This is a genomic window from Pseudomonas sp. FP1742 (assembly GCF_030687145.1).
Classification (GTDB): domain Bacteria; phylum Pseudomonadota; class Gammaproteobacteria; order Pseudomonadales; family Pseudomonadaceae; genus Aquipseudomonas; species Aquipseudomonas frederiksbergensis_D.
Genome location: NZ_CP117460.1, coordinates 3,134,991 through 3,161,117 on the forward strand (window position 1 = coordinate 3,134,991; position 26,127 = coordinate 3,161,117).

The 26,127-nt window shown below is 58.4% G+C and carries 22 protein-coding genes and 1 pseudogene; 9 read left to right on the top strand and 14 right to left on the bottom strand.

The window, feature by feature from the left end; genetic code table 11:
* Window positions 1-159: 159 nt before the first annotated feature.
* The 9 genes from PSH64_RS13850 to PSH64_RS13890 all read right to left on the bottom strand — a co-directional run bounded on the left by PSH64_RS13850 (window position 160) and on the right by PSH64_RS13890 (window position 10,583).
* Complete coding sequence (locus PSH64_RS13850) at window positions 160-909, bottom strand: proteasome-type protease (protein WP_105346228.1); 750 nt, start codon at window positions 907-909, stop codon at window positions 160-162.
* Window positions 910-989: 80 nt separating this feature from the next.
* Window positions 990-1,787 (bottom strand): transglutaminase family protein, encoded by a 798-nt coding sequence (locus PSH64_RS13855; RefSeq protein WP_105346226.1) that lies wholly within the window; start codon window positions 1,785-1,787, stop codon window positions 990-992.
* The gene (locus PSH64_RS13860) at window positions 1,784-2,734 is read right to left on the bottom strand and encodes an alpha-E domain-containing protein (RefSeq protein ID WP_105346224.1); all 951 of its coding nucleotides are present in this window, start codon (window positions 2,732-2,734) and stop codon (window positions 1,784-1,786) included. Before PSH64_RS13860 ends, PSH64_RS13855 begins: the two co-directional genes overlap by 4 nt.
* Window positions 2,735-2,737: 3 nt before the next feature.
* On the bottom strand, window positions 2,738-4,147 hold the full coding sequence (locus tag PSH64_RS13865) for a circularly permuted type 2 ATP-grasp protein (RefSeq protein ID WP_305480997.1): 1,410 nt from the start codon (window positions 4,145-4,147) through the stop codon (window positions 2,738-2,740).
* An 860-nt stretch (window positions 4,148-5,007) separates the two neighbouring features.
* Window positions 5,008-6,216, bottom strand: a complete 1,209-nt coding sequence (locus tag PSH64_RS13870; RefSeq protein WP_305480998.1) for an acyl-CoA dehydrogenase family protein — start codon at window positions 6,214-6,216, stop codon at window positions 5,008-5,010.
* Window positions 6,217-6,242: 26 nt separating this feature from the next.
* Complete coding sequence (locus tag PSH64_RS13875; RefSeq protein ID WP_305480999.1) at window positions 6,243-7,223, bottom strand: class I SAM-dependent methyltransferase; 981 nt, start codon at window positions 7,221-7,223, stop codon at window positions 6,243-6,245.
* Between the two features lie 32 nt (window positions 7,224-7,255).
* Entirely contained in the window at window positions 7,256-8,785 is a 1,530-nt protein-coding gene (locus tag PSH64_RS13880; RefSeq protein ID WP_305481000.1) for a class I adenylate-forming enzyme family protein, read from the bottom strand.
* Complete coding sequence (locus tag PSH64_RS13885) at window positions 8,782-10,086, bottom strand: MFS transporter (protein ID WP_305481001.1); 1,305 nt, start codon at window positions 10,084-10,086, stop codon at window positions 8,782-8,784. Before PSH64_RS13885 ends, PSH64_RS13880 begins: the two co-directional genes overlap by 4 nt.
* A gap of 110 nt (window positions 10,087-10,196) precedes the next feature.
* On the bottom strand, window positions 10,197-10,583 hold the full coding sequence (locus tag PSH64_RS13890) for an ectoine synthase (protein WP_305481002.1): 387 nt from the start codon (window positions 10,581-10,583) through the stop codon (window positions 10,197-10,199).
* Window positions 10,584-11,051: 468 nt separating this feature from the next.
* Here PSH64_RS13890 and PSH64_RS13895 point away from each other — a divergent pair.
* A pseudogene (locus tag PSH64_RS13895) lies at window positions 11,052-11,221 on the top strand (LysR family transcriptional regulator); the annotation flags it as partial.
* A 128-nt stretch (window positions 11,222-11,349) separates the two neighbouring features.
* On the opposite strand, the gene PSH64_RS13900 reads toward PSH64_RS13895, so the two are convergent.
* Together PSH64_RS13900 and PSH64_RS13905 are read right to left on the bottom strand one after the other, a co-directional pair.
* A complete protein-coding gene (locus PSH64_RS13900; protein ID WP_007938220.1) occupies window positions 11,350-11,547 on the bottom strand; it encodes a YbdD/YjiX family protein in 198 nt (65 codons plus the stop codon).
* A gap of 14 nt (window positions 11,548-11,561) precedes the next feature.
* Window positions 11,562-13,619: a carbon starvation CstA family protein gene (locus tag PSH64_RS13905; RefSeq protein ID WP_105346214.1), complete on the bottom strand. Its 2,058-nt coding sequence runs from the start codon at window positions 13,617-13,619 to the stop codon at window positions 11,562-11,564.
* A 342-nt stretch (window positions 13,620-13,961) separates the two neighbouring features.
* Here PSH64_RS13905 and PSH64_RS13910 point away from each other — a divergent pair, with 342 nt between their 5' ends.
* Together PSH64_RS13910 and PSH64_RS13915 are read left to right on the top strand one after the other, a co-directional pair.
* A complete protein-coding gene (locus PSH64_RS13910) occupies window positions 13,962-15,323 on the top strand; it encodes a cache domain-containing protein (protein ID WP_305481003.1) in 1,362 nt (453 codons plus the stop codon).
* Window positions 15,324-15,356: 33 nt separating this feature from the next.
* Window positions 15,357-15,989, top strand: coding sequence for a response regulator transcription factor (locus PSH64_RS13915; RefSeq protein WP_018925859.1), 633 nt, complete (start codon window positions 15,357-15,359; stop codon window positions 15,987-15,989).
* Window positions 15,990-15,995: 6 nt separating this feature from the next.
* On the opposite strand, the gene PSH64_RS13920 is transcribed toward PSH64_RS13915, so the two are convergent.
* The gene (locus tag PSH64_RS13920) at window positions 15,996-16,517 is read right to left on the bottom strand and encodes a transporter suffix domain-containing protein (protein WP_305481004.1); all 522 of its coding nucleotides are present in this window, start codon (window positions 16,515-16,517) and stop codon (window positions 15,996-15,998) included.
* Between the two features lie 206 nt (window positions 16,518-16,723).
* Here PSH64_RS13920 and PSH64_RS13925 point away from each other — a divergent pair, with 206 nt between their 5' ends.
* From PSH64_RS13925 to PSH64_RS13935, 3 genes are read left to right on the top strand one after another with little or no spacing between them, the layout of a single operon-like run.
* Complete coding sequence (locus PSH64_RS13925) at window positions 16,724-18,262, top strand: efflux transporter outer membrane subunit (protein ID WP_305481006.1); 1,539 nt, start codon at window positions 16,724-16,726, stop codon at window positions 18,260-18,262.
* Window positions 18,255-19,394 carry an HlyD family secretion protein gene (locus PSH64_RS13930; RefSeq protein ID WP_305481007.1) on the top strand — a complete coding sequence of 380 codons (1,140 nt, stop codon included), beginning with the start codon at window positions 18,255-18,257 and terminating at the stop codon, window positions 19,392-19,394. Before PSH64_RS13925 ends, PSH64_RS13930 begins: the two co-directional genes overlap by 8 nt.
* Window positions 19,384-20,415 carry a DUF2955 domain-containing protein gene (locus tag PSH64_RS13935; protein ID WP_305481008.1) on the top strand — a complete coding sequence of 344 codons (1,032 nt, stop codon included), beginning with the start codon at window positions 19,384-19,386 and terminating at the stop codon, window positions 20,413-20,415. The genes PSH64_RS13930 and PSH64_RS13935 overlap by 11 nt, the downstream gene beginning before the upstream one ends.
* Here the strand turns inward: PSH64_RS13935 and PSH64_RS13940 are convergent.
* Together PSH64_RS13940 and PSH64_RS13945 are read right to left on the bottom strand one after the other, a co-directional pair.
* Complete coding sequence (locus PSH64_RS13940; protein WP_305481009.1) at window positions 20,400-20,852, bottom strand: YMGG-like glycine zipper-containing protein; 453 nt, start codon at window positions 20,850-20,852, stop codon at window positions 20,400-20,402. The two genes, PSH64_RS13935 and PSH64_RS13940, sit on opposite strands and share 16 nt — an antisense overlap.
* Window positions 20,849-21,775 (bottom strand): helix-turn-helix domain-containing protein, encoded by a 927-nt coding sequence (locus PSH64_RS13945; RefSeq protein ID WP_105346198.1) that lies wholly within the window; start codon window positions 21,773-21,775, stop codon window positions 20,849-20,851. The genes PSH64_RS13940 and PSH64_RS13945 overlap by 4 nt, the downstream gene beginning before the upstream one ends.
* A 162-nt stretch (window positions 21,776-21,937) precedes the next feature.
* Between PSH64_RS13945 and PSH64_RS13950 the strand changes: the two genes are divergently transcribed.
* From PSH64_RS13950 to PSH64_RS13960, 3 genes are all read left to right on the top strand, one after another.
* Window positions 21,938-23,296: a glutamine synthetase family protein gene (locus PSH64_RS13950; protein WP_305481010.1), complete on the top strand. Its 1,359-nt coding sequence runs from the start codon at window positions 21,938-21,940 to the stop codon at window positions 23,294-23,296.
* Window positions 23,297-23,452: 156 nt separating this feature from the next.
* Window positions 23,453-24,541 carry a polyamine ABC transporter substrate-binding protein gene (locus PSH64_RS13955; RefSeq protein WP_305481011.1) on the top strand — a complete coding sequence of 363 codons (1,089 nt, stop codon included), beginning with the start codon at window positions 23,453-23,455 and terminating at the stop codon, window positions 24,539-24,541.
* Complete coding sequence (locus PSH64_RS13960) at window positions 24,538-25,839, top strand: FAD-binding oxidoreductase (RefSeq protein WP_305481012.1); 1,302 nt, start codon at window positions 24,538-24,540, stop codon at window positions 25,837-25,839. The genes PSH64_RS13955 and PSH64_RS13960 overlap by 4 nt, the downstream gene beginning before the upstream one ends.
* The last annotated feature ends 288 nt before the right edge of the window (window positions 25,840-26,127 follow it).

Genomic DNA, 26,127 nt, shown 5'->3' on the forward strand with positions numbered 1-26,127 from the left:
ACATAATATACATTACACGTAACATTATGTTTCAAGATTGACCCGATTGCACGCAGCTATAAATGTGCTTCCACCTGCCATGGAAAGCATCCTGCAAGAAAACCCCAACGGTCCAGTCGCTGGGGTTTTCTTGGAACAATGAATTCGCTCAGTAACAAGCTAGTTCTTATCGGCAACCGCCGACATATAGACGTCGGGCGGCGCCGGCAATGCGGCAAGCATGTCCTGCAGTCCGGCAGCCCACTGCATTCGGATACGCATGAAGTACGGGTCGTCAGCCGTGATGCGATAACTTTTCGCGCTGGCAAAACTGTCTTTCCTGTACACCAGCAGGTCAAGTGGCATGCCCACTGACAGGTTACTGCGCATGGTCGAGTCGAACGAAATCAGCCCGCAACGCAGGCTCTCTTCGAGTGATGCGCTGTACGTCAGGTTGCGATCGAGTATCGGCCGACCGTACTTGCTTTCACCCAATTGCAGGAATGGCGTGTCCTCTGTTGCCTGAATGAAGTTGCCTTGCGGGTAAATGCTGTACACATCCATTGGTCCATCCGCGATCTGCCCACCGACCAGAAAAGAGCAACTCAAGTCGGTCTTGCCGGCCAACTTGGTACGGTCCCGCGCGACGACTTCGCGAACGGTTTCGGCCACCAGCACGGTGGCGTCATAGAGTGTGCGGACATTCAACAGGTGCGGGCCTGGCCCACTGCAACGCTGCTTGAGCAAGTTAACCACCGATTGCGAGGTAGCCAGATTACCCGCCGTTTGCAACACAATCAGCCGCTCGCACGGCGTGCTAAAAATAAACAACTTACGAAACGTTGAAATCTGATCGATACCGGCATTGGTCCGTGAGTCGGAGATGAACACCAACCCGTCGGCCAGGTGCATGGCGACGCAATAAGTCATTTGCGCTTACTCGTGAATTCTGGATGAAAGGCCATACCGTCTCCCTGACGGCATGGCCAATTACGGCGAACGTTTCAGGCTTATTGGTGCTGAACCTGAAACAGCGACGTTACTTGTACCCGCGCCAGCATCGACTCGGCCCCGCCCCCGCGACGCATGCCGCGCACCGGACAAGCGTCGAGGTAATCAAGACCCACCGCCAGTTTCAAATGGCGCTCGGGCCGGGTCAGCCGGTTGGTAACGTCGAAGCTGTACCAACCATCATCGAGCCAGGCCTCGGCCCAGGCGTGGCTGGCCAAATGGCTTTCATCTTCGGTGCACAAGTAACCGGAGACATAACGGGCAGGAATTCCCAGGCTACGGGTGCAGGCCAGGAACGCGTGGGTATGGTCCTGACAGACCCCTCCTCCGCCCGCAAACGCCTCGGCTGCCGTGGTGTCCACGGTGGTCGCGCCCGGGTTGTAGACCATATGGTCGGCCAGGCCGTGCATCAGGTCGGTCAGCGCCATCCGATCACGCCGCATACCGCAATGCTGCAAGGCAAAGGCATTCAGGGCATCGTCCGCTTTTGTCAGGTGACTGGTGCGCAAAAACGGCAATGGCGATTGACTGTCGCGCTCCAGCTCACGGTCCTGGTCGATTTCCACCTGACCATAAGCTGTCAGCACCAGAGCACCGTGGGGCTCGTCCATCGTCAATACATGCAGGATATTGCCGTAAGGATCGAACTGGCTGCGCACCAGGCGCGGCAGTTCCAGGTGCCATTCCAGGATGCGCTGGCGTTCACTGTTCTGCGGCGTCAGACGCAGGAACTGGATGCTGGTGCAGACTTCATCGGCGTAGCTGTAGGTGGTGTCGTGACGTATGGACAGTTTCATACGGCCTCCAGATAGGACTCGTGAACGGTCTGGCCGAGATGGCGAACCTGGGAGATGAAATCTGTCAGCCACAGGTGCAGACCGAAGCCGAGAATCTCGTCGATACCGGTGTAGCGCAGCCGCGCATTCAATTCGGCAGCCAATCGCTGGGCGGGCCGTCCGTTACTGCCTGGCAGGCTGGCGAGGATCTGGTCCAGCTCCTCGATACAGGCGTGCAGCGAACGCGGTACATCGCCGCGCAACAGCAGCATCTCGGAGACTTGCTCGGCGCCCGGCGCATTGCGGTAGATCTCATTGAACGCCTCGAAGGACGACAAGGCCCGCAGCAAGGCACTCCACTGGTAGTAGCCACGCGCGGAGTTGTCACTCACCTCCTCCGACTCCTCGCCGAACATTTCATAGCGTGCATCCAGCAGGCGCAGGGTGTTGTCCGCCCGCTCAAGGAAAGTCCCCAGCCGAATGAAACAGTAGGCATCGTTGCGCATGATGGTGCCCGAGGTCGCCCCGCGAAACAGATGCGATCGCTCCTTGACCCACTCGCAAAAATGACTGATGCCATAGCGCGCCAGGCCATTGCTGGCGATGTTGCGCATCTCCAGCCACGTGGCGTTGATGTTCTCCCACATGTCGGCGGTGATGCGTCCGCGCACGGCGTGAGCATTGGCCCGCGCGGCTTGTAAACAGCAATAGATACTCCCGGGGTTGGTTTCATCCAGCGCGAAGAAGTGCAACATGCGCTCGGTGTTGAGTTCGCCGTAACGTTCGTTGTAGTCATCCAGCGTACCGGCGGCCAGCAGTGACATCGCCAGCTCGGCGCGGCCATCGGTGCGGCCCGCCTGAGGCATCAGAGACAACGAGTAACTGACTTCAAGCATGCGCGCCAGGTTTTCGGCGCGCTCCAGGTAACGGGACATCCAGTAGAGGTCCGAAGCGGTTCTTGAAAGCATGTCTTAGTCCTCCACTACCCAAGTGTCTTTGGTGCCGCCGCCCTGAGACGAGTTCACCACCAAAGAGCCTTCGCGCAATGCCACGCGGGTCAAGCCGCCGGGCACCAGACGGGTTTCACTGCCAGACAGCACAAACGGGCGCAGATCAATGTGGCGTGGGGCGATACCGTTTTCGACAAAGGTCGGGCACGTCGACAGGCACAGCGTCGGTTGGGCGATGTAAGCCTCGGGGCGCGCCTTGAGCCGCGCGCGGAAGTCTTCGATCTCCGCCGCCGTGGCTGCCGGGCCAACCAGCATGCCGTAGCCGCCGGAACCCTGGGTTTCCTTGACCACCAGTTCCGGCAGATTCGCCAGTACATGGGACAGTTCTTCCGGCTTGCGGCATTGCCAGGTCGGCACGTTCTTGAGGATCGGTTCTTCGGCGAGGTAGAAGCGGATCATGTCGCCGACATAGGGATAGATCGACTTGTCGTCGGCCACGCCGGTGCCGACGGCGTTCGCCAGCACCACATTGCCTGAGCGGTAAGCGGCAATCAGGCCCGGTACGCCGAGCATGGAATCCGGGTTGAACGACAGTGGATCGAGATATGCATCGTCGAGACGGCGATAAATGACATCCACCTGTCTTGGGCCGGCGGTGGTGCGCATATAAACGTGATCGTCGCGGACAAACAGATCAGCGCCCTCCACCAGTTCCACACCCATCTCACGGGCCAGGAACGCGTGTTCGAAGTAAGCGCTGTTGAAGCGACCCGGGGTCAGCACCACGGCTGTGGGGTTGTCCAGCGGGCTGGAGCTTTTAAGTGTGTCGAGAAGCAGGTTCGGGTAGTGATCGATGGGCGCCACACGCTGGGCGGCAAAGAGTTCGGGGAACAAACGCATCATCATTTTGCGGTCTTCGAGCATGTAGCTGACGCCGCTGGGGGTACGCAGATTGTCTTCCAGTACGTAGTAGCTGCCATCGCCGTCGCGGACCAGATCGACCCCGGCGATATGAGCGTAGATGCCCCGGTGCAGATTCAGGCCCTGCATGGCGACCTGATAACCCTCGTTGGCCAAAACCTGTTCGGCCGGAATAATGCCCTCCTTGAGAATACGTTGCCCGTGGTAGATGTCGGCCAGGAACATGTTCAATGCCTGGACCCGCTGAATGCAGCCGCGCTCGACCATTTGCCATTCGCTGGCCTTGATGCTGCGCGGAATGATGTCGAACGGAATCAACCGCTCGGTGCCCTGCTCGTCCCCGTATAAGGTGAAGGTGATGCCGGCTCGGTGGAACAACAGGTCTGCTTCGCGACGACGTTGATCCAGCAACTCCAGAGGGATGTCCGCCAACCAACGCGCGAACTCCTGGTAATGTGGGCGGCAGCCACCACTCGCATCATACATTTCATTAAAAAAAGCTCGGGACATACCCTACTCCTTGCCGCAATACAGACGGCATTTTCTTATCATTTCGCTATTTCAATAAAATCAGGCCTTACGTTGTTTTAGTGAGTACTGTTTCTGCTGAGCACCTCAGTGTGCGTCGTTAACTTCCTGTCACATTCGGAAATAAATTCCTCATGATTTCAGTAATCTCCTGACGCGTTCCGACGCCAGAGACTTGGCCTTTCCGGTTTGATTTCTGGCGCCCAATTTATAACGACCCCCATTATCTTTTTTTTTGAAAACCACACTTGCGGTGGTTTGAAAGTGCTTTTGCAAGGGCTGTGCCCAAGTATTGTCATCATCGGTGAAAACCGAAAAAACCTTCCAGAATGATGCTGAAGCGACGTTTTGTTTCACTATTGGGACGAAAAAAGATATGACCACTGAAACGTTTTTTGCGCCAATGAATTGCACAACTCTGGATCGTACGAAACTGGTGCATTTAGAAACTCAAATGAGTTTTATGCCCTGTAAGCGGGAAATTTCTACTCACTGATTTTATTGTCCTTGTAATACAAGGCATCCAGCGCGGAGCACTAATTAATAGCAGTGCACCACTAATACTCATGAAAATGCACCAAGAAATGACACTCGAAACGAAAATGCCAAGTACTAATGCAAAAAGGAATGCAAGAGAGGACGACCAGCCCATGAGATCTTGCCGTCCGTGTAGAGGAATAGACAAACTGCGGATTATTCGAGGAATTCCGGGGCAGAGTTGCTGACGGCATTGTCGGGAAATCATTACAGTCTTGGGACGACTCAACAGGTACCAGCCGCCAACAGGAACTCCTCACTTACCGATACAAATCAGCGGCCGGCCGCAGGGCCATCGAACGTATTCAGGATATTTCATGATTTAGGACCGAATCACATCGGTAATGACCCATCGCAAAATCTCCATAAGCGAGCATTGCGGTTTCCCAATTCACATCAAAATGGGACGCCATCACCTGAAGGTCACGCCAGTGCCGTTGCACCGGGCTCGCTTCAAAGATCACCGCCGTCCCCATTTGCTGCACCAACCGTTGCACAGCCTGCACACACAACCGAACCAGGTACGCGCGATCTCGCTTGAGGGTGACCAGCTCTTGCACTGACAGCGAGCGGCGTGCCACGCCAGCGCTGTGCAGTAGAAAAGAAATCGCGTGGTAGAGGTGCCTGGCACAACTCAGCTGCGCCGCACTTTCCGCGAGTCGCTCCAGCAGTATCGGACGGGTCTTTGTTGCTGCGCCCTCCTTCGTACCCTCACGTTTTCGCAGCGCTGCGACGCATTCATCGAAGGCACCCTCCGCGCAGCCAAGCACCGGGCCGATATGCAGGCTGCCCAGGTACGGAATGAACTCCACATCAAACAGGTAACCGTCAGGGTTGTGCCTGGCACCTGCCGGTGCTGCCCCATAACACTCGGTTTGCGAAGTCACCCAAGCATCTGCCACAAAGACATCGTCCAACCGCAGGTCTTTTGATCCGGTGCCGCACATTCCGCTGACGTGCCAGACATCCTCGATCTGCACCTCGCCAATCCTGAGTGTGAACAACAACACCGGTGTGAGCGATGTATCTCGGGGATCCTTGGCGGACACGATTACCCAGCCTGCATGATCGATCCCCGAGCTGAAACGCCAAGTGCCACTGATGCGAAAGCCACCGTCGACCTTCAGGATCGAGACCTCTTGGGATACGGACGCCGTCGCAATAATTTGCCCAGGCCCATCAGCAAACACCTGTGCCTGGCAATCGGAAGAAAGCCGCCCGACTATCGCCGCATGGCTGCCCACAAGGCCGATCATCCAAGCGGTCGACGGGCAAATCCGTGCGGCTATTCTGGAAACTTCGACCAGGGTTGGCCAATCGCACTGCAGCCCGCCATAACGTTCAGGCACGATCAACTGCATCAGCCCCTCGGCTAGCAATTCGTCCATGGTTTGCTGGGAAATACAGCGTGCCTGTTCGGTTTCAGCGGCACGCCCCCTCCACTTATCCAGAAGCGTTCGTGCGCGAGCGCAGGCTTCATGATGTTCCAATGACAGATGCGCCATCCAGTCCATGAACGTCGTTACCTCAATAATGGGTGTCAGGGACGGGAAAGTTTCCTGACCACTGGAGACTCGAAGCAGAACCCTTCGGGGATAAAGGGTTGGTCTAGCAGCTCGATAAACCTGTTGATGCTTTTCTCGTCATTGGATGCCACAAACTCATAGAAATTGGTGCCGTTCCAGATGATGTAGATATGGGAAAAATAACGGGATGCCGCTTCGACGAAGTCAGCAAAAAGGATTTGACCGTTTTCCATCTGCGACAACATAGCGTCTCTTTTCCAGGCTATTTGCTCCTCGGTAAAGTAATGAGACTTGTGCTGTTCGTCCTTAACCCGTTCCCGCCGCTCGTACTCTCCGAGATCAGGCTGATTGAGTTTTTCCAGAAAGAACGCGAGACCATCCTCTCGCAAGAAGCGGGAGACAAATTTCAGATGTTCGTCTCGGTTTCTGCCATAGAACTGAAATGCCGCCATCTCATAGACATAGTCGACCCCGCGAAACGGCGTGGCCAAACCCAATGAGTTCGCCACGATATCGTCCGAGACCTGAAGAAATGATCCGGAGTAAAACGCCGATATTTCCTTGTCGGCGTGCGTGTCGAAATGCTGCCGGTTGGCCTTGTTCGGAGAATTGGTCAGCGTTCGGATTGCCCCGTGGGAGTACTTGGCCAACGTCCTCGCACTGCTCCCGTCAAATGCGTCGACCTCCCACAAGGTAAATTGTCGATCGTCTTCTTTTCGTCGCTCACGGGTATATCGGTCAAGTGCCACGCCAACGTGTGAAAGCTCTTCCAAAATCCCCGGTACGCTGGCCAGAAAGTGCGAAAAAAGCGGTCCTGTCTGGGTCACCAGCAAGTCATGGTAAGCCGTTACCTCATCATCATGGATACGCTCGCGTATTCTCGTTGTGACGGATTTCCGGGGGACCTGGACTTTTCCGTTTGCCAGATCATCAAAGTAATCGGCCAGTTTGTTCATGGCAGAATCGACAAACGCGGGGTTTGAAGGCGTGGTCATTTCCGTAATTCCGTTTACGTGTTGAATGTTTATTAAATCGCTACAGCGCCAGCGGCCAGGAGACTTGCCGTGGTTTTACCGTTGAGGTTGAGGGGTAAGGCCTCATGAAAGCTGACCATGGCGGGCACCATGTACCAATCCAATTGGGTGGCGCAGTACCGAATCAGATCGTCGGCCGACAACTCATGGCCTTTTTTCAATACCACGCAGGCTTTCGGAACATGACCGGCCACGTCGTCAGGGACGGGAATCACCACTGCTTCGCTCACGGCCTCATGAGCGACGATCACATGCTCGATTTCCCGGGGATTCACCTGGAAAGTCCGCCGCGTAAACACATGGTCTTTTCTACCGACAAAATAGAGATACTGCTCACTGTCCCGTTTAAAAAAGTCACCGGTGAAGTAAACCCGCGTTTCACCGAACAGATTGTTTTTAATAACCTGTCGGGTCAGTTCTGGCTTGTTCCAGTAGCCGAGCATCACCAGATCACCCGCAACGACAAGCTCTCCCACGCAATCAGGCTGGGTGATCAGTTGCCCCGCATCGTCAACCAGAAATACCTTCACCCCAGGAATCGGCTTGCCGACCGAGCCGGGGCGTCGATCAAGTTGCTCCGGTGATAAGTACGCCACTCGCTTGCACTCCGTCAGGCCATACATGGAGTAAATGGCAACACCCGGAAGGAGCGATCGTAATTGCTCTATATGCTTGGGAGGCAGCGCTTGCCCGCTGCTGGCAATGTACTTCAGGGACTTGATTTTTTCGGATTGAAACGAATTGGGGTTGGCCTGCAAAAGGTAGTGAACGGCAGGCGGTAGAAGATGCATCCCGGTTACGCCACGGCGCTGAATCAAATCAAGCAACTGCTCCGGCTGCTCAGGCAGCGCATGCTCGGAAACCGAATGGCCGCCACCGAGCAACGGCATCATTATGTTGTAAAAGCCGTAATCAAAATGCAGAGGCGAGAAGTTCAAGATGACCGCATCCTCGAAGTGCCCCAGATAACTGGAAACCGCCGTGTAAGCCGCCATCATATTGCTGTTGCTTACCGCCACGCCTTTCGAGTCTTTCGTCGAACCACTGGTATGAAAGATGACGCGGACTTCACCGCCCTCAAGCCCCCCGCCGCACTCCGGGAACGCTTCATTCAACCCGGAAAATCGACTGGTTTGCCAATCGCCCATGTGCAGGACGAACTGTAAATGCACCCTCCCGGTTAACTCATCGAGGCTTGCACCTGCCGGTACGATCAAGGTCTTTGCCTTAATATCGTTAAGCTGATGAATCAGTTTTTCGCTGGCAATGCCGTAATGCATCAGCACCAGAACGAATCCGGCTTTCATGACGCCCAACGCGCAGGCAACGGTTTCGATGGAAGTGGGTGCATGAAGCGCGACCCGATCACCCGTCGTCATCCCCGTGCCCACTAACCGCCGGGCAACCACGCAGGCGAGTGCGTCTAACGCTCCGCAGGTGATCTCTCGACCATTGATGGTCAGTGCAATGTTGTCCGGCGTTCGCTCGGCATGGTCTTTTACATAGTCATGGAACTGTTTCATCTGGCCACCTCGCTGCCATCGGCCAAGGATGATGACGACAACGAAGTGACTTCTCCCCTATTCGCCTGTAGGGCTTCGTTATCCTTGGGGACGAGCAGCACAATTGCCCCCACGATCACTTCGAAAATCCCGGCAGCGACAATAATCAGGCCAGTTTCAAAGTGGGCATACAGCGCAGCGCCGCAGGCACCGGCTATCAGAATCGACGCCCCCAGCGCGGCAAAGCGCAGCCTTGCCAGCCCCGCGATCTCGCTTTGCTTGAACTTGGTTTGAATGAGCAAAATGAATGAGATGTCGATCAGTGGCCCACCGAGCGCCGCAATACCTGCGCCGATCATCATCCCCGCCAGAACATGCTCCGGCGGCAGATACATCACGGCTGTACCGATGGTCGCGATGCCCAGGCCGTTGACCACGGAGCCGAAGGTAAACCCGTGATACAAACGGCGGATTTGCAGATTGCCCACGACAAAAATAGAGATCAGGTTCCCTGCCCCATAGGCGCCCATGATCAGGCCGTAGGCAGCAAAACCCTGTACGCCGAAACCCTGGATGTCGTACTTGACGACGGCCAGCGCCATACCGATCGAAATACCCACGCTCCAGGCAATATTGCCCAGTCCCGCACACACATACACCGCCTGCATTTGCCTGCGCCCCACAAGGCTTCGCCAGCCGGCAGTAAAACCGGCACGTCGACTGGTCGCCTTAAGAGGTTGACGCGGCAACGCTTTACCCAACTTCATGACCGCATACGCGGAGATCAGGAATGTGATGCTATTCAGGGTAAAAAGATGCTCGATCGGAATCAGCAACGTAATCGCCGCTGCCAGCATCGGCCCGATCACCCTGGCAACCCGGATGATGGCATCAAACAGCGCGTTGACCGATTGCAACTGGTCCGGCGCCGCGACAATGCGCGGCAGACTAGCGCGTAGCGCCGGCTCGAAGAGCGAGTTGACGATCATCATGAGCATGAGCGGCACCGCCAGCATCCAGAGATTCATGATGCCAAGCCCCCAGGCGATCACAGGAATCAAGGCAAGCCCGGCCCGCGTCAGATCGGCGCCGATCATCGTGCGACGGTGGTCCCAACGCTCCGCCCAAATTCCACCCAGTAATGCGCCTGCCAACGCAGCAGCACCGCGTAAAGCACTGAGCCAGCTCGCATCGGTACCGGCGATCTGCACTGCCATCCAGGCGATGGCAATCGCGAAGAGTTCGTCACCAATGGAAGATAGCGCCAACCCTCCCCACAGCAACGCAATGGGCCGCTGAAGTAACGGCCTGAACAATTTCATATCATCAACTCCACACCATCACTCACCGGGTTTGAAACAAACCCGTTTCGTCTTGTTACTCGTTGGTTCGGAACGACTGCCCCCGTCGAACAGGCAGTCCGGTGCGGAACTCAATACGAAGAGGCACTCTGTTTGTTTATAGAGTGGCGCTCGGTGCCTACGAGGGGAGGATTGAAAACGCTGACCAGAATAAGGTCCGTGAACTTGCCGCCACGCAGGTAGTGACGATCATGTTTGTCCAGTACGTACATATCTCCCGGACGGATTACATGGATGGTGCCCTCCATGTCTTCGATTTCACCCTCTCCGCCGATGCAATAGCAGGCCTCGAGATGATTGCGATAATGAAGTAGCGATTCCGTACCGGCTCGAACCACGGTGTGGCAGATAGTGAAACCAACTCCATCCTGCTCCGTCAGCAGACGGTGACTGGTGCCTGAGCCCCACTCGACGAAAAAATCGGTTTTTTCAACATCGCGGATGCTACGAACAAACATATTCAGTTCCTTGTGAATATTTGGACTTGCCGCCTCAAAAGTGCGAGGCCAACAGAGCGTTGCGCCGGTAAACGTCAAACGGGTAATGCAGAGACAGACTTGCACACGACACACGTTCAGCAGATCGCCTGAGATGCATTCCATTTTCGAGATAGCGCTATCTTTCGCAAAGTCGAATGAAACCCGACACCTCAGCCAAGGTAAAACACAGTCAGATAACAGGGATGCGCTTCTACAAAGGATGTAGGAAGCTTTGTTGCAGGACGTGCATGTAGCACATATGCCATTACGGCAGACCCGTCATTCCCTGACCCGGTTGTTGCTCCTGAAGAAACTGGATCCTACGTGCGGTAATTTATGAGTGTCAACGCGTTTTTTCAGGCTCGGCTCAATGCAGACAATGGCAAATTCGGACCAATACCGAATTCGGACCGATCAATACCCAAGGAACAGGATGCTTGGCCTACGATGCTTGATCTACGCAAGTTACGTTATTTTTTGACGGTCGCCGAAGAGCTGCACTTTGGTCGCGCGGCACTGCGTCTGCCGGCAAGCTGGCCGCTGGCTCGACCGGGCAACTCGTGTTGGGCTACGCCAGCTCGATTGCCCTGTCAGACCTGTTCAGCCAGGCGTTGCGCTGGTGCCCCAGTGCACCCAGACGTTGCTCGCGATGACGGCTTAACATTCAACGTTGCAGCTGACTGTCAGACCGCTATCGCGAGCAGACTCGCTCCCACAAAAACCACTTCCACATCACATCAGCGGGTCAACAGCACTTAGGCCCTGCCTTGCCGCCGTAACGAGCTTCCTGACGCTCCCGAAAGAACATCTCATAGCTCATCACCGGCTTGTCCGGGTGTTCGGTTTGCATATGCTCGACGTAGTTGTCGTAGTCGGGCATGCCGACCATCAGGCGCGCGGCCTGACCGAGGTATTTACCGAGGCGACTCAGGTCATTGAACATACCGCCCTCCTCAATCAGGCATCCGGCAGCGCATGGAACGGCGCTTCTTTATCCGTGCGTTCTTTGGTGCCCCAGGCGGCGATACCGACCTTGAGCGCAAAGAACAGGATGCTGAACACCACGAGCAGGAACAACACCGTCAGCGTCGCGTTGGTGTAGGCGTTGTAGATCACGTGCTGCATCTGCTCGATGCTCTTGGCCGGAGCCAGCACCTGGCCGTTGGCCAAGGCATCGCTGTATTTCTTCGCCAGCGCGAGGAAACCGATCGCCGGGTTGGCGTCGAACAGCTTGATGAAGCCTGCGGTGGTGGTGCAGATCAGCAACCACACGGCGGGCAGCATGGTGACCCAGACGTAGCGCTGGCGTTTCATTTTGATCAGCACAACGGTCGCCAGCATCAGCGCGATACCGGCCAGCATCTGGTTGGAGATACCGAACAGCGGCCACAAGGTGTTGATCCCGCCCAACGGGTCGATCACGCCCTGGTACAGCAGGTAGCCCCACATCGCCACGCAACCGGCAGTCGCGATCAGGTTGGCGGTCCAGGACTCGGTGCGTTTCAGCGCCGGCACGAAGGAGCCGAGCAAATCCTGCAGCATGAAACGTCCGGCACGGGTGCCGGCGTCGACCGCGGTCAGGATGAACAGTGCTTCGAACAGGATCGCGAAGTGGTACCAGAACGCCATGGTGTTTTCACCCGGCAGCACGTGGTGCAGGATCTGCGCGATACCGACCGCCAGGGTCGGCGCACCACCGGCACGGGCCAGGATGGTGGTTTCACCGATGTCCTTGGCCACCGCTTGCAAGGCGTCCGGGGTAATCGCGAAGCCCCAACTGCTGACCGTCTGCGCAACCGAAACCGCATCAGCGCCGACCAGAGCCGCCGGGCTGTTCATGGCGAAATAGACGCCCGGCTCGATTACCGAAGCGGCCACCATCGCCATGATCGCCACGAAGGATTCCATCAGCATGCCCCCGTAACCGATATAACGGGCATGGCCTTCACTGGCAAGCAGCTTCGGCGTGGTGCCGGATGCAATCAGTGCGTGGAAACCCGAGACCGCGCCACAAGCGATGGTGATGAACAGGAACGGGAATAGCCCACCCTTCCACACCGGCCCGGTGCCGTCGATGAACTGGGTCAATGCCGGCATTTTCAGCTCGGGCATGGTGATCAGAATGCCGATCGCCAGGGCAACGATGGTGCCGATCTTCAGGAACGTGGACAGGTAATCACGCGGCGCCAGGATCAGCCATACCGGCAACACCGCCGCCACGAAACCGTAGCCAATCAGCATCCAGGTAATCTGCAGTCCGGTGAAGGTAAAGGCCTTGGCCCACACCGGGTCAGCGGCAATCTGCCCGCCCAGCCAGATCGAACCCAGCAGCAACGCCACGCCGATCACCGAGATTTCACCGATGCGGCCCGGGCGGATGTAGCGCATGTAGACGCCCATGAACATCGCGATCGGGATGGTCGCCATCACGGTAAAGATGCCCCACGGGCTTTCGGCCAGGGCCTTGACCACGATCAGCGCCAGCACCGCGAGGATGATGATCATGATCAGGAAGCAGCCGAACAGCGCGATGGTCCCGGGGATGCGGCCCATTTCTTCACGCACCATGTCGCCCAGGGAGCGACCGTTGCGGCGGGTGGACATGAACAGGACCATGAAGTCCTGAACCGCACCGGCCAGCACCACGCCGGCAATCAGCCACAGCGTGCCGGGCAAGTAGCCCATCTGCGCCGCCAAGACCGGACCGACCAGCGGCCCCGCGCCGGCGATGGCCGCGAAGTGGTGACCGAAAAGTACGTGTTTGTTGGTCGGCACGTAGTCCAGACCATCATTATTGAGTACGGCGGGAGTGGCTCGATTGGGGTCGAGTTGCATCACCTTGGTGGCGATGAACAGGCTGTAATAGCGGTATGCGACGAGGTAGATAGCGACTGCTGCGACTACGATCCAGAGGGCGTTGATGGCTTCGCCGCGGCGCAGGGCCACGACACTCAGCGCAAACGCTCCCAAGACAGCCACGGCAAACCAGGCGAGGTGTTTAGCCAGACGGGGCATAGCGTGTCTCCTGCCGACAGCCAGTGGCCGCGGCGGTAATTATTATAATTGTGTCCGCTGTACGGAGCGGACCCAATATCCGCCCATGCTGTCGACAAATAAATCCGCGTTACTACGTACACGGCGTCTACGTAGTTCTACGTAGGCGCCGCTGATGCAACACCTGTGGGAGCGGGCTTGCCCGCGAAGAGGCCGGTACATTCAGCATCATCGTTGACTGACAAACCGCTATCGCGGGCAAGCCCGCTCCCACAGGTTTTGCATTCCATCACAGCCGCAGGCGCGTATCTTTGGCATATGATGCCCGGCCTTCGCCTTCCCTCGGTCTGGCCAGGAGTAGAGATGCAGCTCAAACACAAAATCGTCGCGCTCGGGATTCTGCCGCTGGTGTTGGCCATCGCGGTCATCTGCGCGCTGGTGATTTCCCTGAACCGCCAACTGGGTGATCAACAGGCGCAATTGATCGAAGACAGCATTCTGGCCAGCAAGCGCGCGGAGCTGAAAAACTACGTCGAAATGGCGCAAAGCCTGATCGCGCCGCTGTATGACGAGGGTCGAGGCGATGAGCACGCGCAGCAACAAGTACTGGAAGAACTGCGCAAACTCAGCTTTGGCATCAATGGCTACTTCTTCGTTTATGACCATGAGGGTCGCAGTCTGATGCATGCACGCCAGTCAGAGCTGGTGGGCAAATACCTGTGGGACATGACCGACCCTCACGGCCTGCCGGTGATCCAGGCGTTGCTCAAAAGTGCGCAATCAGGTGAAGGTTTCCAGCGTTACGCCTGGAACAAGCCCTCCTCCGGCCAAGTGACCGACAAGCTCGCCTACGTGGTGATGCTCGATCGTTGGGGCTGGATGCTCGGCACCGGCATCTACCTTGAGGACGTTGAACGCGCCACCCAGCAAGCGCGTGCCGAAGTAGCTCAAGGCATTCGCAAAACCATGCTGGCGATTGCCGTGGTGGCCCTCGTGGCGGTGCTGTTTGTGTTCGCCAGCGGCATGACACTGAACGTCAGCGAACATCGTCTGGCCGACAAAAAACTGCAGCGTCTGACCCAACGCATCGTCAGCTTGCAGGAGGAAGAACGGTCACGGGTTTCCCGAGAGCTGCACGATGGCATCAGCCAGCTGCTGGTCTCTATCAAGTTTCAATTCGAACTGGCCAGCCATGTGCTGGAGAACGGCCAAGACAAGGGCTTGAGCATTTTAAGAGACGCCACCGAGCGCCTGGGGGAAGCGATCGGTGAGGTTCGCAGCCTCTCCCACGACCTGCGCTCGTCGCTGCTCGACACCCTCGGCCTGCCGGCGGCAATCGGTCAACTCGCCGCCGAGTTCGAGCAACGCAGCGGTCTTGTTGTAACCTTCAACGATAACGAATTCGACTGTCACCTGGCCGATGGCGCCGCTGCCTCGTTGTTTCGCATCGTGCAAGAGGGCTTGACCAACATCGAACGCCACGCCCAGGCAAAACACGTCATCATTACCCTGCACGGCTGCGAAAAGTCCGTACGGTTGACGGTGATCGACGATGGCATCGGTTTCAATGTCGCCCAGGTCGAGCGTCGCCAGGCCGGCATTGGCCTGCGCAATATCCGTGAGCGAGTCGAGCATTTTGGCGGTCGATTCGACCTGACCTCGATGCCGGGAAAAAGTGAGCTGGACGTGCTGCTGCCGATGAAACCACCTGGTGCAGAACGCTGACTCAACCCATAACAATTAGAGTGAATGCCTGCAATGAACCTGCCCTACCCGATCCGCGTTGCCCTGGTCGACGATCACTCATTGGTCCGCGATGGAATCAAATCGCTGCTGGCGGTCATGGCGCCGCTTGAAGTGGTGGGCGAAGCCGAGAATGGCGCCGATGCCATTGAGATGGTCGGGCGCTGTCAGCCGGATCTGTTGCTGGTCGACATCAGCCTGAAGGATATCAACGGGCTCGAGCTGACCCGGCTGTTGCGCAGCCAGTACCCGTCGCTCAAGGTGCTGGTGCTGAGCATGTACGACAACTACGAATACGTCAGTGAATCCGTGCGCTCGGGGGCCAGCGGCTATGTGCTGAAGAACGCGCCTTCACGGGAAATCATTGCGGCCATCGAAGCCATTGTCAGTGGCGGGACGTTCTACAGTGCCGAAATCGCCCAACGGCTCATCGCCGATAAAAGTACCGACAACGAACTGACCCCGCGCGAGAGCCAGGTGCTGTACAAAATGGCTCAGGGGTTGAACAACAAGGAAATGGCTCGCGAGCTGGACATCAGCGTCCGCACGGTGGAAACCCATCGCCTGAGCATCCGCCGCAAACTCAACATCGACAAACCCGCCGCCCTCGTAAAATACGCGATCGATCACGGGATCATTTCCCGTTAGAAACAATCACATCGCACTGGTATTCACCACCCGCGCGCGGCGGATAAACAACGCGCGCACCTTGTCCCAGAAATTCCCGCCCAGCACGAAAAAGCTGCCGACCAACATGGCATCGCCCAGCGCCTGGACCTGCCAGAGGTTCGGTCTCAGCCCCGGCCACAGCGTGTCCACGTAGGGTTCGAGAAATGATGAAATCAGCGGCAGGCAAAACATCACCAGGCCAATTCGATGGCGAGCCGGGCCTACTTCCAGTTCAGTCGGTGCGAGCGTGGAAACGTAGCCAAACACGTTGCGCTTGAGTTGCTGAAAACCAGACTTTCCCATGACGGCGATGGCAAGGATCAGCAGAATCTTGTTGCTGATAAACAAAATGCCTGTCAGTGCCGCGATCTTTGGGCCGGGCACATCCGCAGCGGCGGCGAGCGGCACCAACAGCCAGGCGAGCACTGTCAAACTGAGAATCCCGATGCCTGCTTTGAAACGCCAACCGGTGGAGCTGGGGGCAATCTCGTCCTGGGGACTGGTCATGGTCTTCGTACCCTTCTTATTCACCCGAATGAATAACTTTCAAAAGCGTAGCAGTTGCTCAATGCCCTGTTTGTCAAACATGACTTTGTGTTTGTCTTGGCTGTACTAACCTAATCAAAACCGGTTCAAGCCCGCCCAACAGCCAGGGCATTCAACATTAGGGACGCTCGGATGAGGTTTTCCCGTGACCAACTTACAGTGCTGCGATGCTGACGCGCCCGGGTCCGCTGCTTCTACTGGTTGCCCTCGCTATTGGCGGCTGCGTGCGTCTGGGACCGGATTTCCAGGCCCCAGGCGAGGCCTGGACAAAACTCTGGAGCAGCCCTGCGCTTGAACAGGCCAGCCAAAGACGCGCCTATCCCGATGTGCGCCAGTGGTGGCAAGTGTTCGCCGACCCGGTCCTCGACGGGCTGATCGCCGAAGCGGATGCGCACAATTCCAACCTGAAAGTTGCCGGCCTTCGCGTCATGGAAGCCCGTGCCCGGTTGGGGATAGCCCAAAGCGGACGCTATCCGCAACTGCAACAGGCCAGTGCCGAGAGCCTGTACTTCAACCGCCGGCAATCCGGCGGCAGCAACCCGCAAGACAGCCACTTCTGGCAACACAGCGTGGGCTTTGATGTCGGCTGGGAACTGGATTTCTGGGGGCGTTTCAGTCGCGCTATCGAGTCGTCCGATGCCAGTTACTTTGCGGCTCAAGCCAATTATGAAGACGTACTGGTACTGCTGCGTGCTCAAGTGGCCGACACTTACTTCTCATTGCGCACCACCGAAGCGCGATTACGTGTCGCCCGAGAAAACGCCGAACAGCAAAAGCGCAACTTCGAGATCACCGAGAAACTGTTCAACAGCGGCCAGAGCGCCGAGCTCGACTTGCAACAAGCCAAGACCCAGTACCTCGGCACCTTGAGCAGCATTCCCGAGCTTGAGGGGCAAGTACTGCGTACCCGCAACGCATTGGCCGTGCTGATCGGACAACCGCCCAACACCCTGCCCCAATTGCTCGAAAACCAGGGACTGATTCCGCTGGTCGACCGGGCCGTACTGCAAGACGTACCCGCCAGCCTGCTGTTGCGTCGACCCGACGTACGCGCCGCCGAACTCAACGTCGCTGCCCAGTCGGCACTGATCGGCGTGGCAGAAACCGACTTCTATCCATCGCTGACCTTGCTCGGCAGCATCGTCTGGTCGACCGACACGCTGAAGGGCACCTCCAACAGCCTGGACCTGATCGGTGGCCCCAGTTTGCGCTGGAACCTGTTTGATCACGGCCAGATCAGCAACAACGTGCGGGTACAGGATGCGCGGTTGCAGCAGCTGATCGAGGTTTATCGCGAAAAAGTCCGCCAGGCCGCGCGCGAGGCCGATGATGCCGCCAGCGGCCTGAGCAAATCACTGGAGCGCGAGCGCATCCTGCGTGAAGCGCAGACCGCCGCCAAGCGTTCACTGAGCCTGGCCAACACCCAATACCGCGAAGGCTACTCGGACTTCCAGCGTGTGTTGGATGCCCAACGTGCATTGCTCGAACAACAGGACAATTACCTGATCAGTCGCAGCAATGCCGTCAGTAACCTGATCGCCCTGTACAAAGCCCTTGGTGGTGGCTGGTACAGCGCCCAGCCAACCGTCGACCCAGACACACGCCGACAAATGGAACACCGAACCGACTGGGACAACCTCCTGAAAGAACCGGCTCCTTCGCGAGCCCCCTCTTCCACGTCAGACAAGGTCAAAGCCGATGAGTGAACCCTCACCGCCCGCCACTGAAGCGCCCTCTTCCAAGGCGCCCGAACCGGCTGCCGATCCCGCAAAGAAGGGCATCAAATGGGTGATGCTGCTGATCGTCCTGAGCCTGGCCTGGTACTTGTCGGCTGACCGTTTCACGCCGTATACGCAACAGGCCAGGGTCGGTGCCTTTGTGATTCCGGTGGCGGCCGAAGTGGCGGGCCGCGTGATCCGCGTGAACGTGCGCAACAACCAGGACGTCAAGGCCGGCGATGTGCTGTTCGAGGTCGATCAGCAGCCCTATCAAATAGCCGCCGACCGCGCACGCGCTGACCTTGAGTCTACTCGCCGCCAGATCGGTGCCAGCACCGCCGGCATTGCCTCCGCGCAAGCCTCGTTGCGGGCGGCCCAGGCCAATGAACTCAAAGCTCGGCAAGATAACCAACGCCTTGAAAGTTTGTACCGCCAAGACCCCGGCACCATTTCCGTGCGCCTGCTTGAAGCGTCGCGGGCCAGCCGTGAACAGGCTGTCAGCCAGGTCGCCGCGGCCCGTGCCGAAGTCCAGCGCGCACGGGAACAGGAAGGCGGCAGTGAGGAAGACAACGCACTTTTGCGCAGCGCTGCCACGGCGTTGTCAAAAGCCGAACTCGACATGGCCAACACCCAAGTCCGCGCTCGCTCGGCGGGTTTGATTACTGACCTGCGCACCGACGTCGGGCAATTCGCCGCGGTCGGCACGCCGGTCATGACCTTGATTGCCATCCACGATGTGTGGATCAGTGCGGACATGACCGAGAACAACCTGGGGCGGGTCAAGCCTGGAACTCCGGTGGCGATCGTGCTGGACGCGCTGCCGGGCGAGGTCTTCGAGGGGCGGGTGCGCAGCGTCGGCTACGGCGTCAGCGTGGGGCAGACGCCGGCGCCGGGCACCTTGCCCAGTGTGCAAAACAGTCGCGACTGGTTGCGTCCGGCCCAACGCTTCCCGGTGGTAATCGAGTTTTCTGACGAGGCGATGCAGGCGCTACGTGACAATCGCGCCATTCGTGCCGGGGGCCAGGCCGAAGTCATGGCCTTCCCTGCGCAGAACAATCTGCTGAATCCTTTGGGGCGCTTGTTTGTGTGGCTGATGAGCTGGCTGTCTTATGCCTACTGATCGTCCGCCCGGATTTCAACGGGCGCCGCGTCTGGCCATTGGCACGGCGTTGTGCCTGGCCATCAGCTTCGGCCTGGCACTGCCGATTCCGTTTATTGCGCCGGTGCTTTGCGTGTTGCTGTTGGCCACGCTTAACAAACCCCTGCCATTCAAGGCCGGCGTGATGCTGGCAGTGGTTGCGATGCTGACCACCGGCATCGGCCTGTTGCTGATCCCGGTCTTGCGTTACTACCCCCTTAGCGGTGTGTTGCTGATCGGTGTCAGCCTGTTTCTGGCCTTCGGTTTCGGGCTACGTGGCGGCAACGCCTTGATCGTGACCTTTCTGATCATCGGCCTGACCATGATTTCCTCGGCCGGCGTTGCCGAGTTCGATCTGGCGATGATGGTCATCGGTGCCCTGGTCAAGGCCTTGCTCCTCGCCGTCATCGTCGTCGCGATCAGTCACTGGCTGTTTCCCGACCCGGCCAATGCGCCCTCCCCACCCGCCGCCAGCACTCTGCCGGCGCAGGAAGTGGCGAGGATTGCGCTGCGTGCCACCCTGATCGTCATACCGGCGTTCTTGTTGGCGCTGATCGACCCGGCCAGTTATCTGCCGATCATTTTGAAAGCGGTCAGTCTGGGCCAGCAGAGTTCAACGGTAACGACGCGCAATGCCAGTCGCGAACTGCTCGGCTCGACCTTGATGGGCGGGCTGTTGGCCATTGTGTTCTGGTGCGCGCTCAGCCTGTTCGTGCACTTGTGGATGTTCTTTCTGTGGATGCTGCTGTTCGGCTTGCTGTTGGCGCGCAAGCTCTATGCCCTGAGTCCGACTCGACAAACCCCGGGGTTCTGGCTCAACACCCTGGTCACGCTGATCATTCTGCTTGGCCAATCGGTTCAGGACAGTCTTGCCGGCAAAGACGTCTATACCGCCTTCGCCGTGCGCATGGGACTGTTTATCGCCCTCACGCTTTATGCCGACCTGATGGTTCACCTGATCGAACAGCGGCAGAGAACGCCAGGGGCTCAGGGCGTTACCTGATAACCCCGCCCTTGCAGGCAGCTGGTATAGGCGGTTGAACTGGTCGACGCGTTGGTCTGTTGCTGCGCCCGACGCTCCTGACGCTGGCGCGCGCCACCAACCACTGCGCCCGCCGTTGCGGTTTGCCCGGCCCGGTTCTGGCGATATTCCTGTTTCACATCGTCATCGACCCCCTCGTAAAACTCGTCATGCTGACGCCCCCGCACCTCAGCGCCCACCGCCCCGGCAGCGGCACCCACCGCAGCACCGCGCAGTCGCCCGCCCGAGGGTGGTGGGGTTGAGGAACTCTGACTCGCCGCGACGTTGCGGCAATCGTTGATGTCCAGCTGGGTTTGTTGCGAACTCTGCCCTTTCAACGGCACAACCGTTTCGGCCTGGACCTGCGTACAGGCCATCGACACTACGACACACAGACTAAAAGACGATAACCGACTCATGATGATCTCCGACCAGGTCCACTGTGTTTGCGGGCGAGCGTCTGGCTGGGAAGCTCCTGGAACAACGCTCGATAACTGCTGGAAAACCGCCCCAAATGCCAGAACGACCAGTGCATCGCCACTTGCGCGACCGTCGTTTCCTTGTCAGTTCGGCTGAGCAATTCACGGCGGGCGCTGTTGAGCCGACGCAAGCGCAACCAATGCGTGGGTGTCATCCCGGTATACGCCTTGAATGCATGCTGCAACTGACGCAACGACACCCCGGCCACCCGGGACAGTTCCAGCAAGTTGAGGGTGTCTTCCGGGGTATCGGCGGCCCATTCGGCAACGCGTTTCATCACCGTTCGCTCTTCGGCCCGGCGCTGCAAGCCTGCGCGATCCAGGCACACACAGGCGTTATCGAGGATGTACAAACAGTCCTCCAGCAATTGCTGGGTCAACGCCTCTTTGCTCGGCGGATCCAGCGTCTGCTCCAGTCGCGTCAAGGTGCCGCTCAACCAGCGGCTGAACAGCGCGTTCTGCCCGCAATTGAGCGGCGACATGAACAAGCCTTCGAGCCGTGCCACGTCCAGGCCATGCTGATGAACGAATTGCGGCCCGAACACCACGGCGATTTCCTGGTAGTTCTCCGGGGTGATCCAGATGTTGCGGCTTTCGCCGTTCAGCACGTACAGCGAGTTATCGCTGCGATCGAAACAGAACGCCAGCGAGCCTTCGGGAGCGCTGAAATTCTGCTCGACCCGAGTGTTCATCTGTTCTTCGTAAATCTCCACGCCTTGCAAGTCCAGATAGCGCACCCGCCCGGCGAAATGCCCCGGCGACATCTGCTGATAGTGCTGCACCCAACCCGGTGTGGCGCGGATCTGCTCGGCCACGTCGGCGGTATTGAACGCTTGAACCTGTAACGGATTGCACGCTGTCATGGGATGACCTTACGCACTCGTTTGGTGCGTTTTGGTGCTGCTGAAAGTGGATAGATGGAATGGCGAGGCTCACCCAAGATAGTCGTCAACGCGCCACAGGGGAAGTGTCTGGTGGATGAGACCGCCCTCCCCGGCGTTAATCAAACCCACAATGAGGTCTTTATGAATGTCCCTTTCGATCAGCTGTTCACGTGGCTGAAAGATCACAAGATTACCGAGGTCGAGTGTGTGGTCAGCGACTTGACCGGCATTGCTCGCGGCAAGATTGCACCCACCAACAAGTTCCTGCATGAGCGAGGCATGCGCCTGCCGGAAAGTGTGCTGTTGCAAACGGTAACCGGGGACTTTGTCGACGACGACATCTATTACGACCTGCTCGACCCGGCCGACATCGACATGGTCTGCAAGCCCGTCGCCGACGCGGTTTACGTGGTGCCATGGGCCATCGAACCCACCGCCATCGTGATCCACGACACCTTCGACAAGTTCGGCAACCCCATCGAACTGTCGCCGCGCAACGTGCTGAAGAAAGTGCTGCAGCTCTACACCGACAAAGGCTGGCAGCCGATTGTCGCGCCGGAGATGGAGTTCTACCTGACCCAGCGCTGCGAAGACCCGGACTTGCCGCTCAAGGCACCATTGGGGCGTTCAGGCCGCGCGGAAAGCGGTCGTCAGTCGTTTTCCATCGACGCCGCCAACGAGTTCGATCCACTGTTTGAAGACGTCTACGACTGGTGCGAACTGCAGGGCCTGGACCTCGACACGCTGATCCACGAAGACGGCCCGGCACAGATGGAAATCAACTTCCGTCATGGCGATGCGCTGCACCTGGCAGACCAGATCACCGTGTTCAAACGCACCCTGCGCGAGGCGGCACTCAAGCACAACGTCACCGCGACCTTCATGGCCAAACCCATCGGTGACGAGCCCGGCAGCGCCATGCATCTCCATCAAAGCGTGGTCGACATCGCCACTGGCCAGCCGATCTTCGCCGATGCCGACGGGCAGATGAGCGCGCTGTTCCGGCACCACATCGGCGGCCTGCAAAAGTACATCCCCAAAGTGCTGCCGATGTTCGCGCCCAACGTCAATTCGTTCCGCCGCTTCCTGCCCGACACCTCGGCACCGGTCAACGTCGAATGGGGCGAAGAAAACCGCACCGTCGGCCTGCGCGTGCCGACCTCGAGCCCCGACGCCATGCGCGTGGAAAACCGTTTGCCGGGCGCCGACGCCAACCCCTATCTGGCGATTGCCGCGAGCCTGCTGTGCGGCTACCTGGGCATGGTCGAACAGATCGAACCGAGCGCCGCGGTACAGGGCCGTGCCTACGAGCGACGCAACCTGCGTCTGCCGATCACCATCGAAGACGCCCTCACGCGCATGGAGGAATGCGAAACCATCAAGCGTTATCTGGGGAGCAAATTCGTCCGGGGGTATGTCGCGGTCAAACGCGCCGAACACGAGAACTTCAAGCGCGTGATCAGCTCCTGGGAGCGGGAATTCTTATTGCTCAGCGTCTAACCCCCCTAATGATCGTTCCTGTGTGGGAGCGGGCTTGCTCGCGAAGAGGCCAGTACATTCAACATCATCGTTGACTGACAGCCCCCTTCGCGAGCAAGCCCGCTCCCACAGAGAGAACACCACCTGAATAACCGAATAATTCAAAGAGGTGTCGATATGCGTCTATTGAAATCCGTGGTTCCGGTCGCGCTGGCGGTATTGTTCAGCGCCGGGGCGCAGGCGCAGCCGAGCGTCAGCGTCTACAACTGGACCGATTACATCGGCGAGACCACCCTCGCCGACTTTCAGGCGAAAACCGGGATCAAAGTGATCTACGACGTATTCGATTCCAACGAAACCCTGGAGGGCAAACTGCTTGCCGGCCGCACCGGGTATGACGTGGTGGTGCCGTCCAACCACTTTCTGGCGCGCCAGGTAAAGGCTGGCGCGTTCCTCAAACTGGATCGCTCGCAGCTGCCCAACTTCAAAAACCTCGACCCGAAATTGCTGACGCTGCTGGAGAAAAACGATCCGCAGAACGCGCATTCAGTGCCGTACCTGTGGGGCACCAACGGCATCGGCTACAACGTCGACAAAGTCAAACAAGTGCTGGGCATCGATCACATCGATTCCTGGGCCGTGCTGTTCGAACCCGAGAACCTGAAAAAACTCAGCCAGTGCGGCGTGTCGATGATGGACTCGGCCGATGAAGTCTTCCCGGCAGTCCTCAACTACATGGGCATGGACCCACGCAGTGAAAATCCCGAGGACTACAAAAAAGCCGAAGCCAAACTCTTGACCATCCGGCCTTACATCACCTATTTCCACTCCTCCAAATACGTCTCGGACCTGGCCAATGGTGATATCTGCGTTGCCTTCGGTTACTCGGGTGATGTGTTCCAGGCGGCGAACCGGGCCAAGGAAGCGAAGAACGGTGTGAACATCGCCTACTCGATCCCCAAGGAAGGCAGCAACCTGTGGTTCGACTTGCTGGCGATTCCTGCCGACGCCAGCAACCCGAAACAGGCCCACGCTTTCATCAATAACCTGCTGGACCCGCAAGTGATCGCCAAGGTCAGCGCCTCGGTGGGTTATGCCAACCCGAACCCGGCGGCCAAGCCCTACATGGATGCTGAACTGGTCAATAATCCAGAGGTGTACCCACCCCAGGACGTTCTCGACAAGCTCTACATTTCGACCACCCCGCCCCAGGCGATCATGCGGCTGATGACCCGTTCCTGGAGCAAAGTGAAGTCCAATCAATGAATCCGTACGACAACCAACACGCCCGCTCCTATTACGCCGCGTCGGCCAATGGCATGGCGCCCTACCCCACGCTGGACTCGGATCTTGAGGCCGATGTGTGCGTGATTGGCGGTGGGTTCACCGGGGTCAACACCGCGATCGAACTGGCGCAGCGCGGGCTCTCGGTGATTCTGCTGGAGGGCCGGCGGATCGGCTGGGGTGCCAGCGGTCGTAATGGCGGGCAGTTGATCCGTGGCATCGGCCATGACGTCAGCGGGTTCGTCCGTTATGTCGGCGAGGAAGGCGTGCGTTATCTGGAGCGCGCGGGCATCGAGTCCGTGGAGCTGGTGGGCAATCGCATCCGTGAACATGGCATCGATTGCGACCTGCGCTGGGGCTTCTGTGAGCTGGCCAATACCCCGGCGCAGTTCGCTGCGTTCAAGGCTGAGCTGCAAAGCCTCGCCGAGTTGGAGTACGCCCATGAAACCCGACTCGTCGGCCCCGAGCAGATCCGCCAGCAAGTGGTGGGCTCGGACCTTTATGCCGGCGGCCTGATCGACATGGGTTCGGGGCACTTGCATCCGCTGAATCTGGTGCTCGGCGAAGCGCAACTGGCGCAATCCCTCGGGGTACGGATTTTCGAGCAAAGCCCGGTGCAGGAGTTGGTCCACGGCAGCTCCGTGCAGGTTCGCTGCGCCGGCGGTACAGTGCGTGCCGGTAGCCTGGTGCTGGCGTGCAACGCACATCTGGAAGAACTCGAACCGCGCCTGAGCGGTAAGGTGCTACCGGCGGGCAGTTACATCATCGCCACCGAACCGTTGGCACCCGAAGTGGCCGCTCAACTGATCCCGCAGAACCTGGCGCTGTGCGACCAGAAAGTCGGCCTCGATTACTACCGGCTCTCGGCGGATCGACGCTTGCTGTTTGGCGGCGCCTGCCATTATTCCGGGCGCGACCCCGTGGACATCGGCGCCTATATGCGGCCGAAAATGCTCAAGGTCTTCCCGCAATTGGCGGATGTGCGCATCGATTATCAATGGGGCGGCAAGATCGGCATCACCGCCAACCGTTTCCCCCAGGCCGGACGCTTGCGCCAGTACCCGAACGTGTTCTACGCCCAGGGTTATTCCGGTCATGGCCTGAACGTGACCCACTGGTGCGCCCGGCTGCTGGCCGAAGCGATTCATGCCGGCCACAGCCAGGGGTTGGACGTGTTCAGCGCCGTGCCGCACATGACCTTTCCCGGCGGACGAGCCCTGCGCTCACCGCTGCTGGCCCTCGGCATGTTCTGGTACCGGTTGCGCGAATTGCTTGGCTGAGATTCGTGGTAATGGCTTTGCACATACCCTGAAGCCGAAGTGCAGTCCGTAGCAGCTGGCGAAGCCTGCGTTCGGCTGCGAAGCAGTCGTAAAATCGGAAACTGCGGTGTATCAGGCAGACCGCGTTAGCCGGATTCACGCTGCTTCGCAGCCGAACGCCGGCTTCGCCAGCTGCTACAAATGCCCTCTAGTGCCGCATTCGGGTTATCCCTGGAGTAGCCTTTAGATTTGCTCAATCGCAAGTCACTTCTATATTGAGGGAGTGCTCTGACTTTTCTGCCTCCCGGC

Excerpts from the sequence above, each read along its gene's own strand:
- PSH64_RS13850 (WP_105346228.1), bottom strand. The coding sequence starts at position 909 with ATGACTTATTGCGTCGCCATGCACCTGGCCGACGGGTTGGTGTTCATC.
- PSH64_RS13855 (WP_105346226.1), bottom strand. The coding sequence starts at position 1,787 with ATGAAACTGTCCATACGTCACGACACCACCTACAGCTACGCCGATGAA.
- PSH64_RS13860 (WP_105346224.1), bottom strand. The coding sequence starts at position 2,734 with ATGCTTTCAAGAACCGCTTCGGACCTCTACTGGATGTCCCGTTACCTG.
- PSH64_RS13865 (WP_305480997.1), bottom strand. The coding sequence starts at position 4,147 with ATGTCCCGAGCTTTTTTTAATGAAATGTATGATGCGAGTGGTGGCTGC.
- PSH64_RS13870 (WP_305480998.1), bottom strand. The coding sequence starts at position 6,216 with ATGGACTGGATGGCGCATCTGTCATTGGAACATCATGAAGCCTGCGCT.
- PSH64_RS13875 (WP_305480999.1), bottom strand. The coding sequence starts at position 7,223 with ATGACCACGCCTTCAAACCCCGCGTTTGTCGATTCTGCCATGAACAAA.
- PSH64_RS13880 (WP_305481000.1), bottom strand. The coding sequence starts at position 8,785 with ATGAAACAGTTCCATGACTATGTAAAAGACCATGCCGAGCGAACGCCG.
- PSH64_RS13885 (WP_305481001.1), bottom strand. The coding sequence starts at position 10,086 with ATGAAATTGTTCAGGCCGTTACTTCAGCGGCCCATTGCGTTGCTGTGG.
- PSH64_RS13890 (WP_305481002.1), bottom strand. The coding sequence starts at position 10,583 with ATGTTTGTTCGTAGCATCCGCGATGTTGAAAAAACCGATTTTTTCGTC.
- PSH64_RS13900 (WP_007938220.1), bottom strand. The coding sequence starts at position 11,547 with ATGTTCAATGACCTGAGTCGCCTCGGTAAATACCTCGGTCAGGCCGCG.
- PSH64_RS13905 (WP_105346214.1), bottom strand. The coding sequence starts at position 13,619 with ATGCCCCGTCTGGCTAAACACCTCGCCTGGTTTGCCGTGGCTGTCTTG.
- PSH64_RS13910 (WP_305481003.1), top strand. The coding sequence starts at position 13,962 with ATGCAGCTCAAACACAAAATCGTCGCGCTCGGGATTCTGCCGCTGGTG.
- PSH64_RS13915 (WP_018925859.1), top strand. The coding sequence starts at position 15,357 with ATGAACCTGCCCTACCCGATCCGCGTTGCCCTGGTCGACGATCACTCA.
- PSH64_RS13920 (WP_305481004.1), bottom strand. The coding sequence starts at position 16,517 with ATGACCAGTCCCCAGGACGAGATTGCCCCCAGCTCCACCGGTTGGCGT.
- PSH64_RS13925 (WP_305481006.1), top strand. The coding sequence starts at position 16,724 with ATGCTGACGCGCCCGGGTCCGCTGCTTCTACTGGTTGCCCTCGCTATT.
- PSH64_RS13930 (WP_305481007.1), top strand. The coding sequence starts at position 18,255 with ATGAGTGAACCCTCACCGCCCGCCACTGAAGCGCCCTCTTCCAAGGCG.
- PSH64_RS13935 (WP_305481008.1), top strand. The coding sequence starts at position 19,384 with ATGCCTACTGATCGTCCGCCCGGATTTCAACGGGCGCCGCGTCTGGCC.
- PSH64_RS13940 (WP_305481009.1), bottom strand. The coding sequence starts at position 20,852 with ATGAGTCGGTTATCGTCTTTTAGTCTGTGTGTCGTAGTGTCGATGGCC.
- PSH64_RS13945 (WP_105346198.1), bottom strand. The coding sequence starts at position 21,775 with ATGACAGCGTGCAATCCGTTACAGGTTCAAGCGTTCAATACCGCCGAC.
- PSH64_RS13950 (WP_305481010.1), top strand. The coding sequence starts at position 21,938 with ATGAATGTCCCTTTCGATCAGCTGTTCACGTGGCTGAAAGATCACAAG.
- PSH64_RS13955 (WP_305481011.1), top strand. The coding sequence starts at position 23,453 with ATGCGTCTATTGAAATCCGTGGTTCCGGTCGCGCTGGCGGTATTGTTC.
- PSH64_RS13960 (WP_305481012.1), top strand. The coding sequence starts at position 24,538 with ATGAATCCGTACGACAACCAACACGCCCGCTCCTATTACGCCGCGTCG.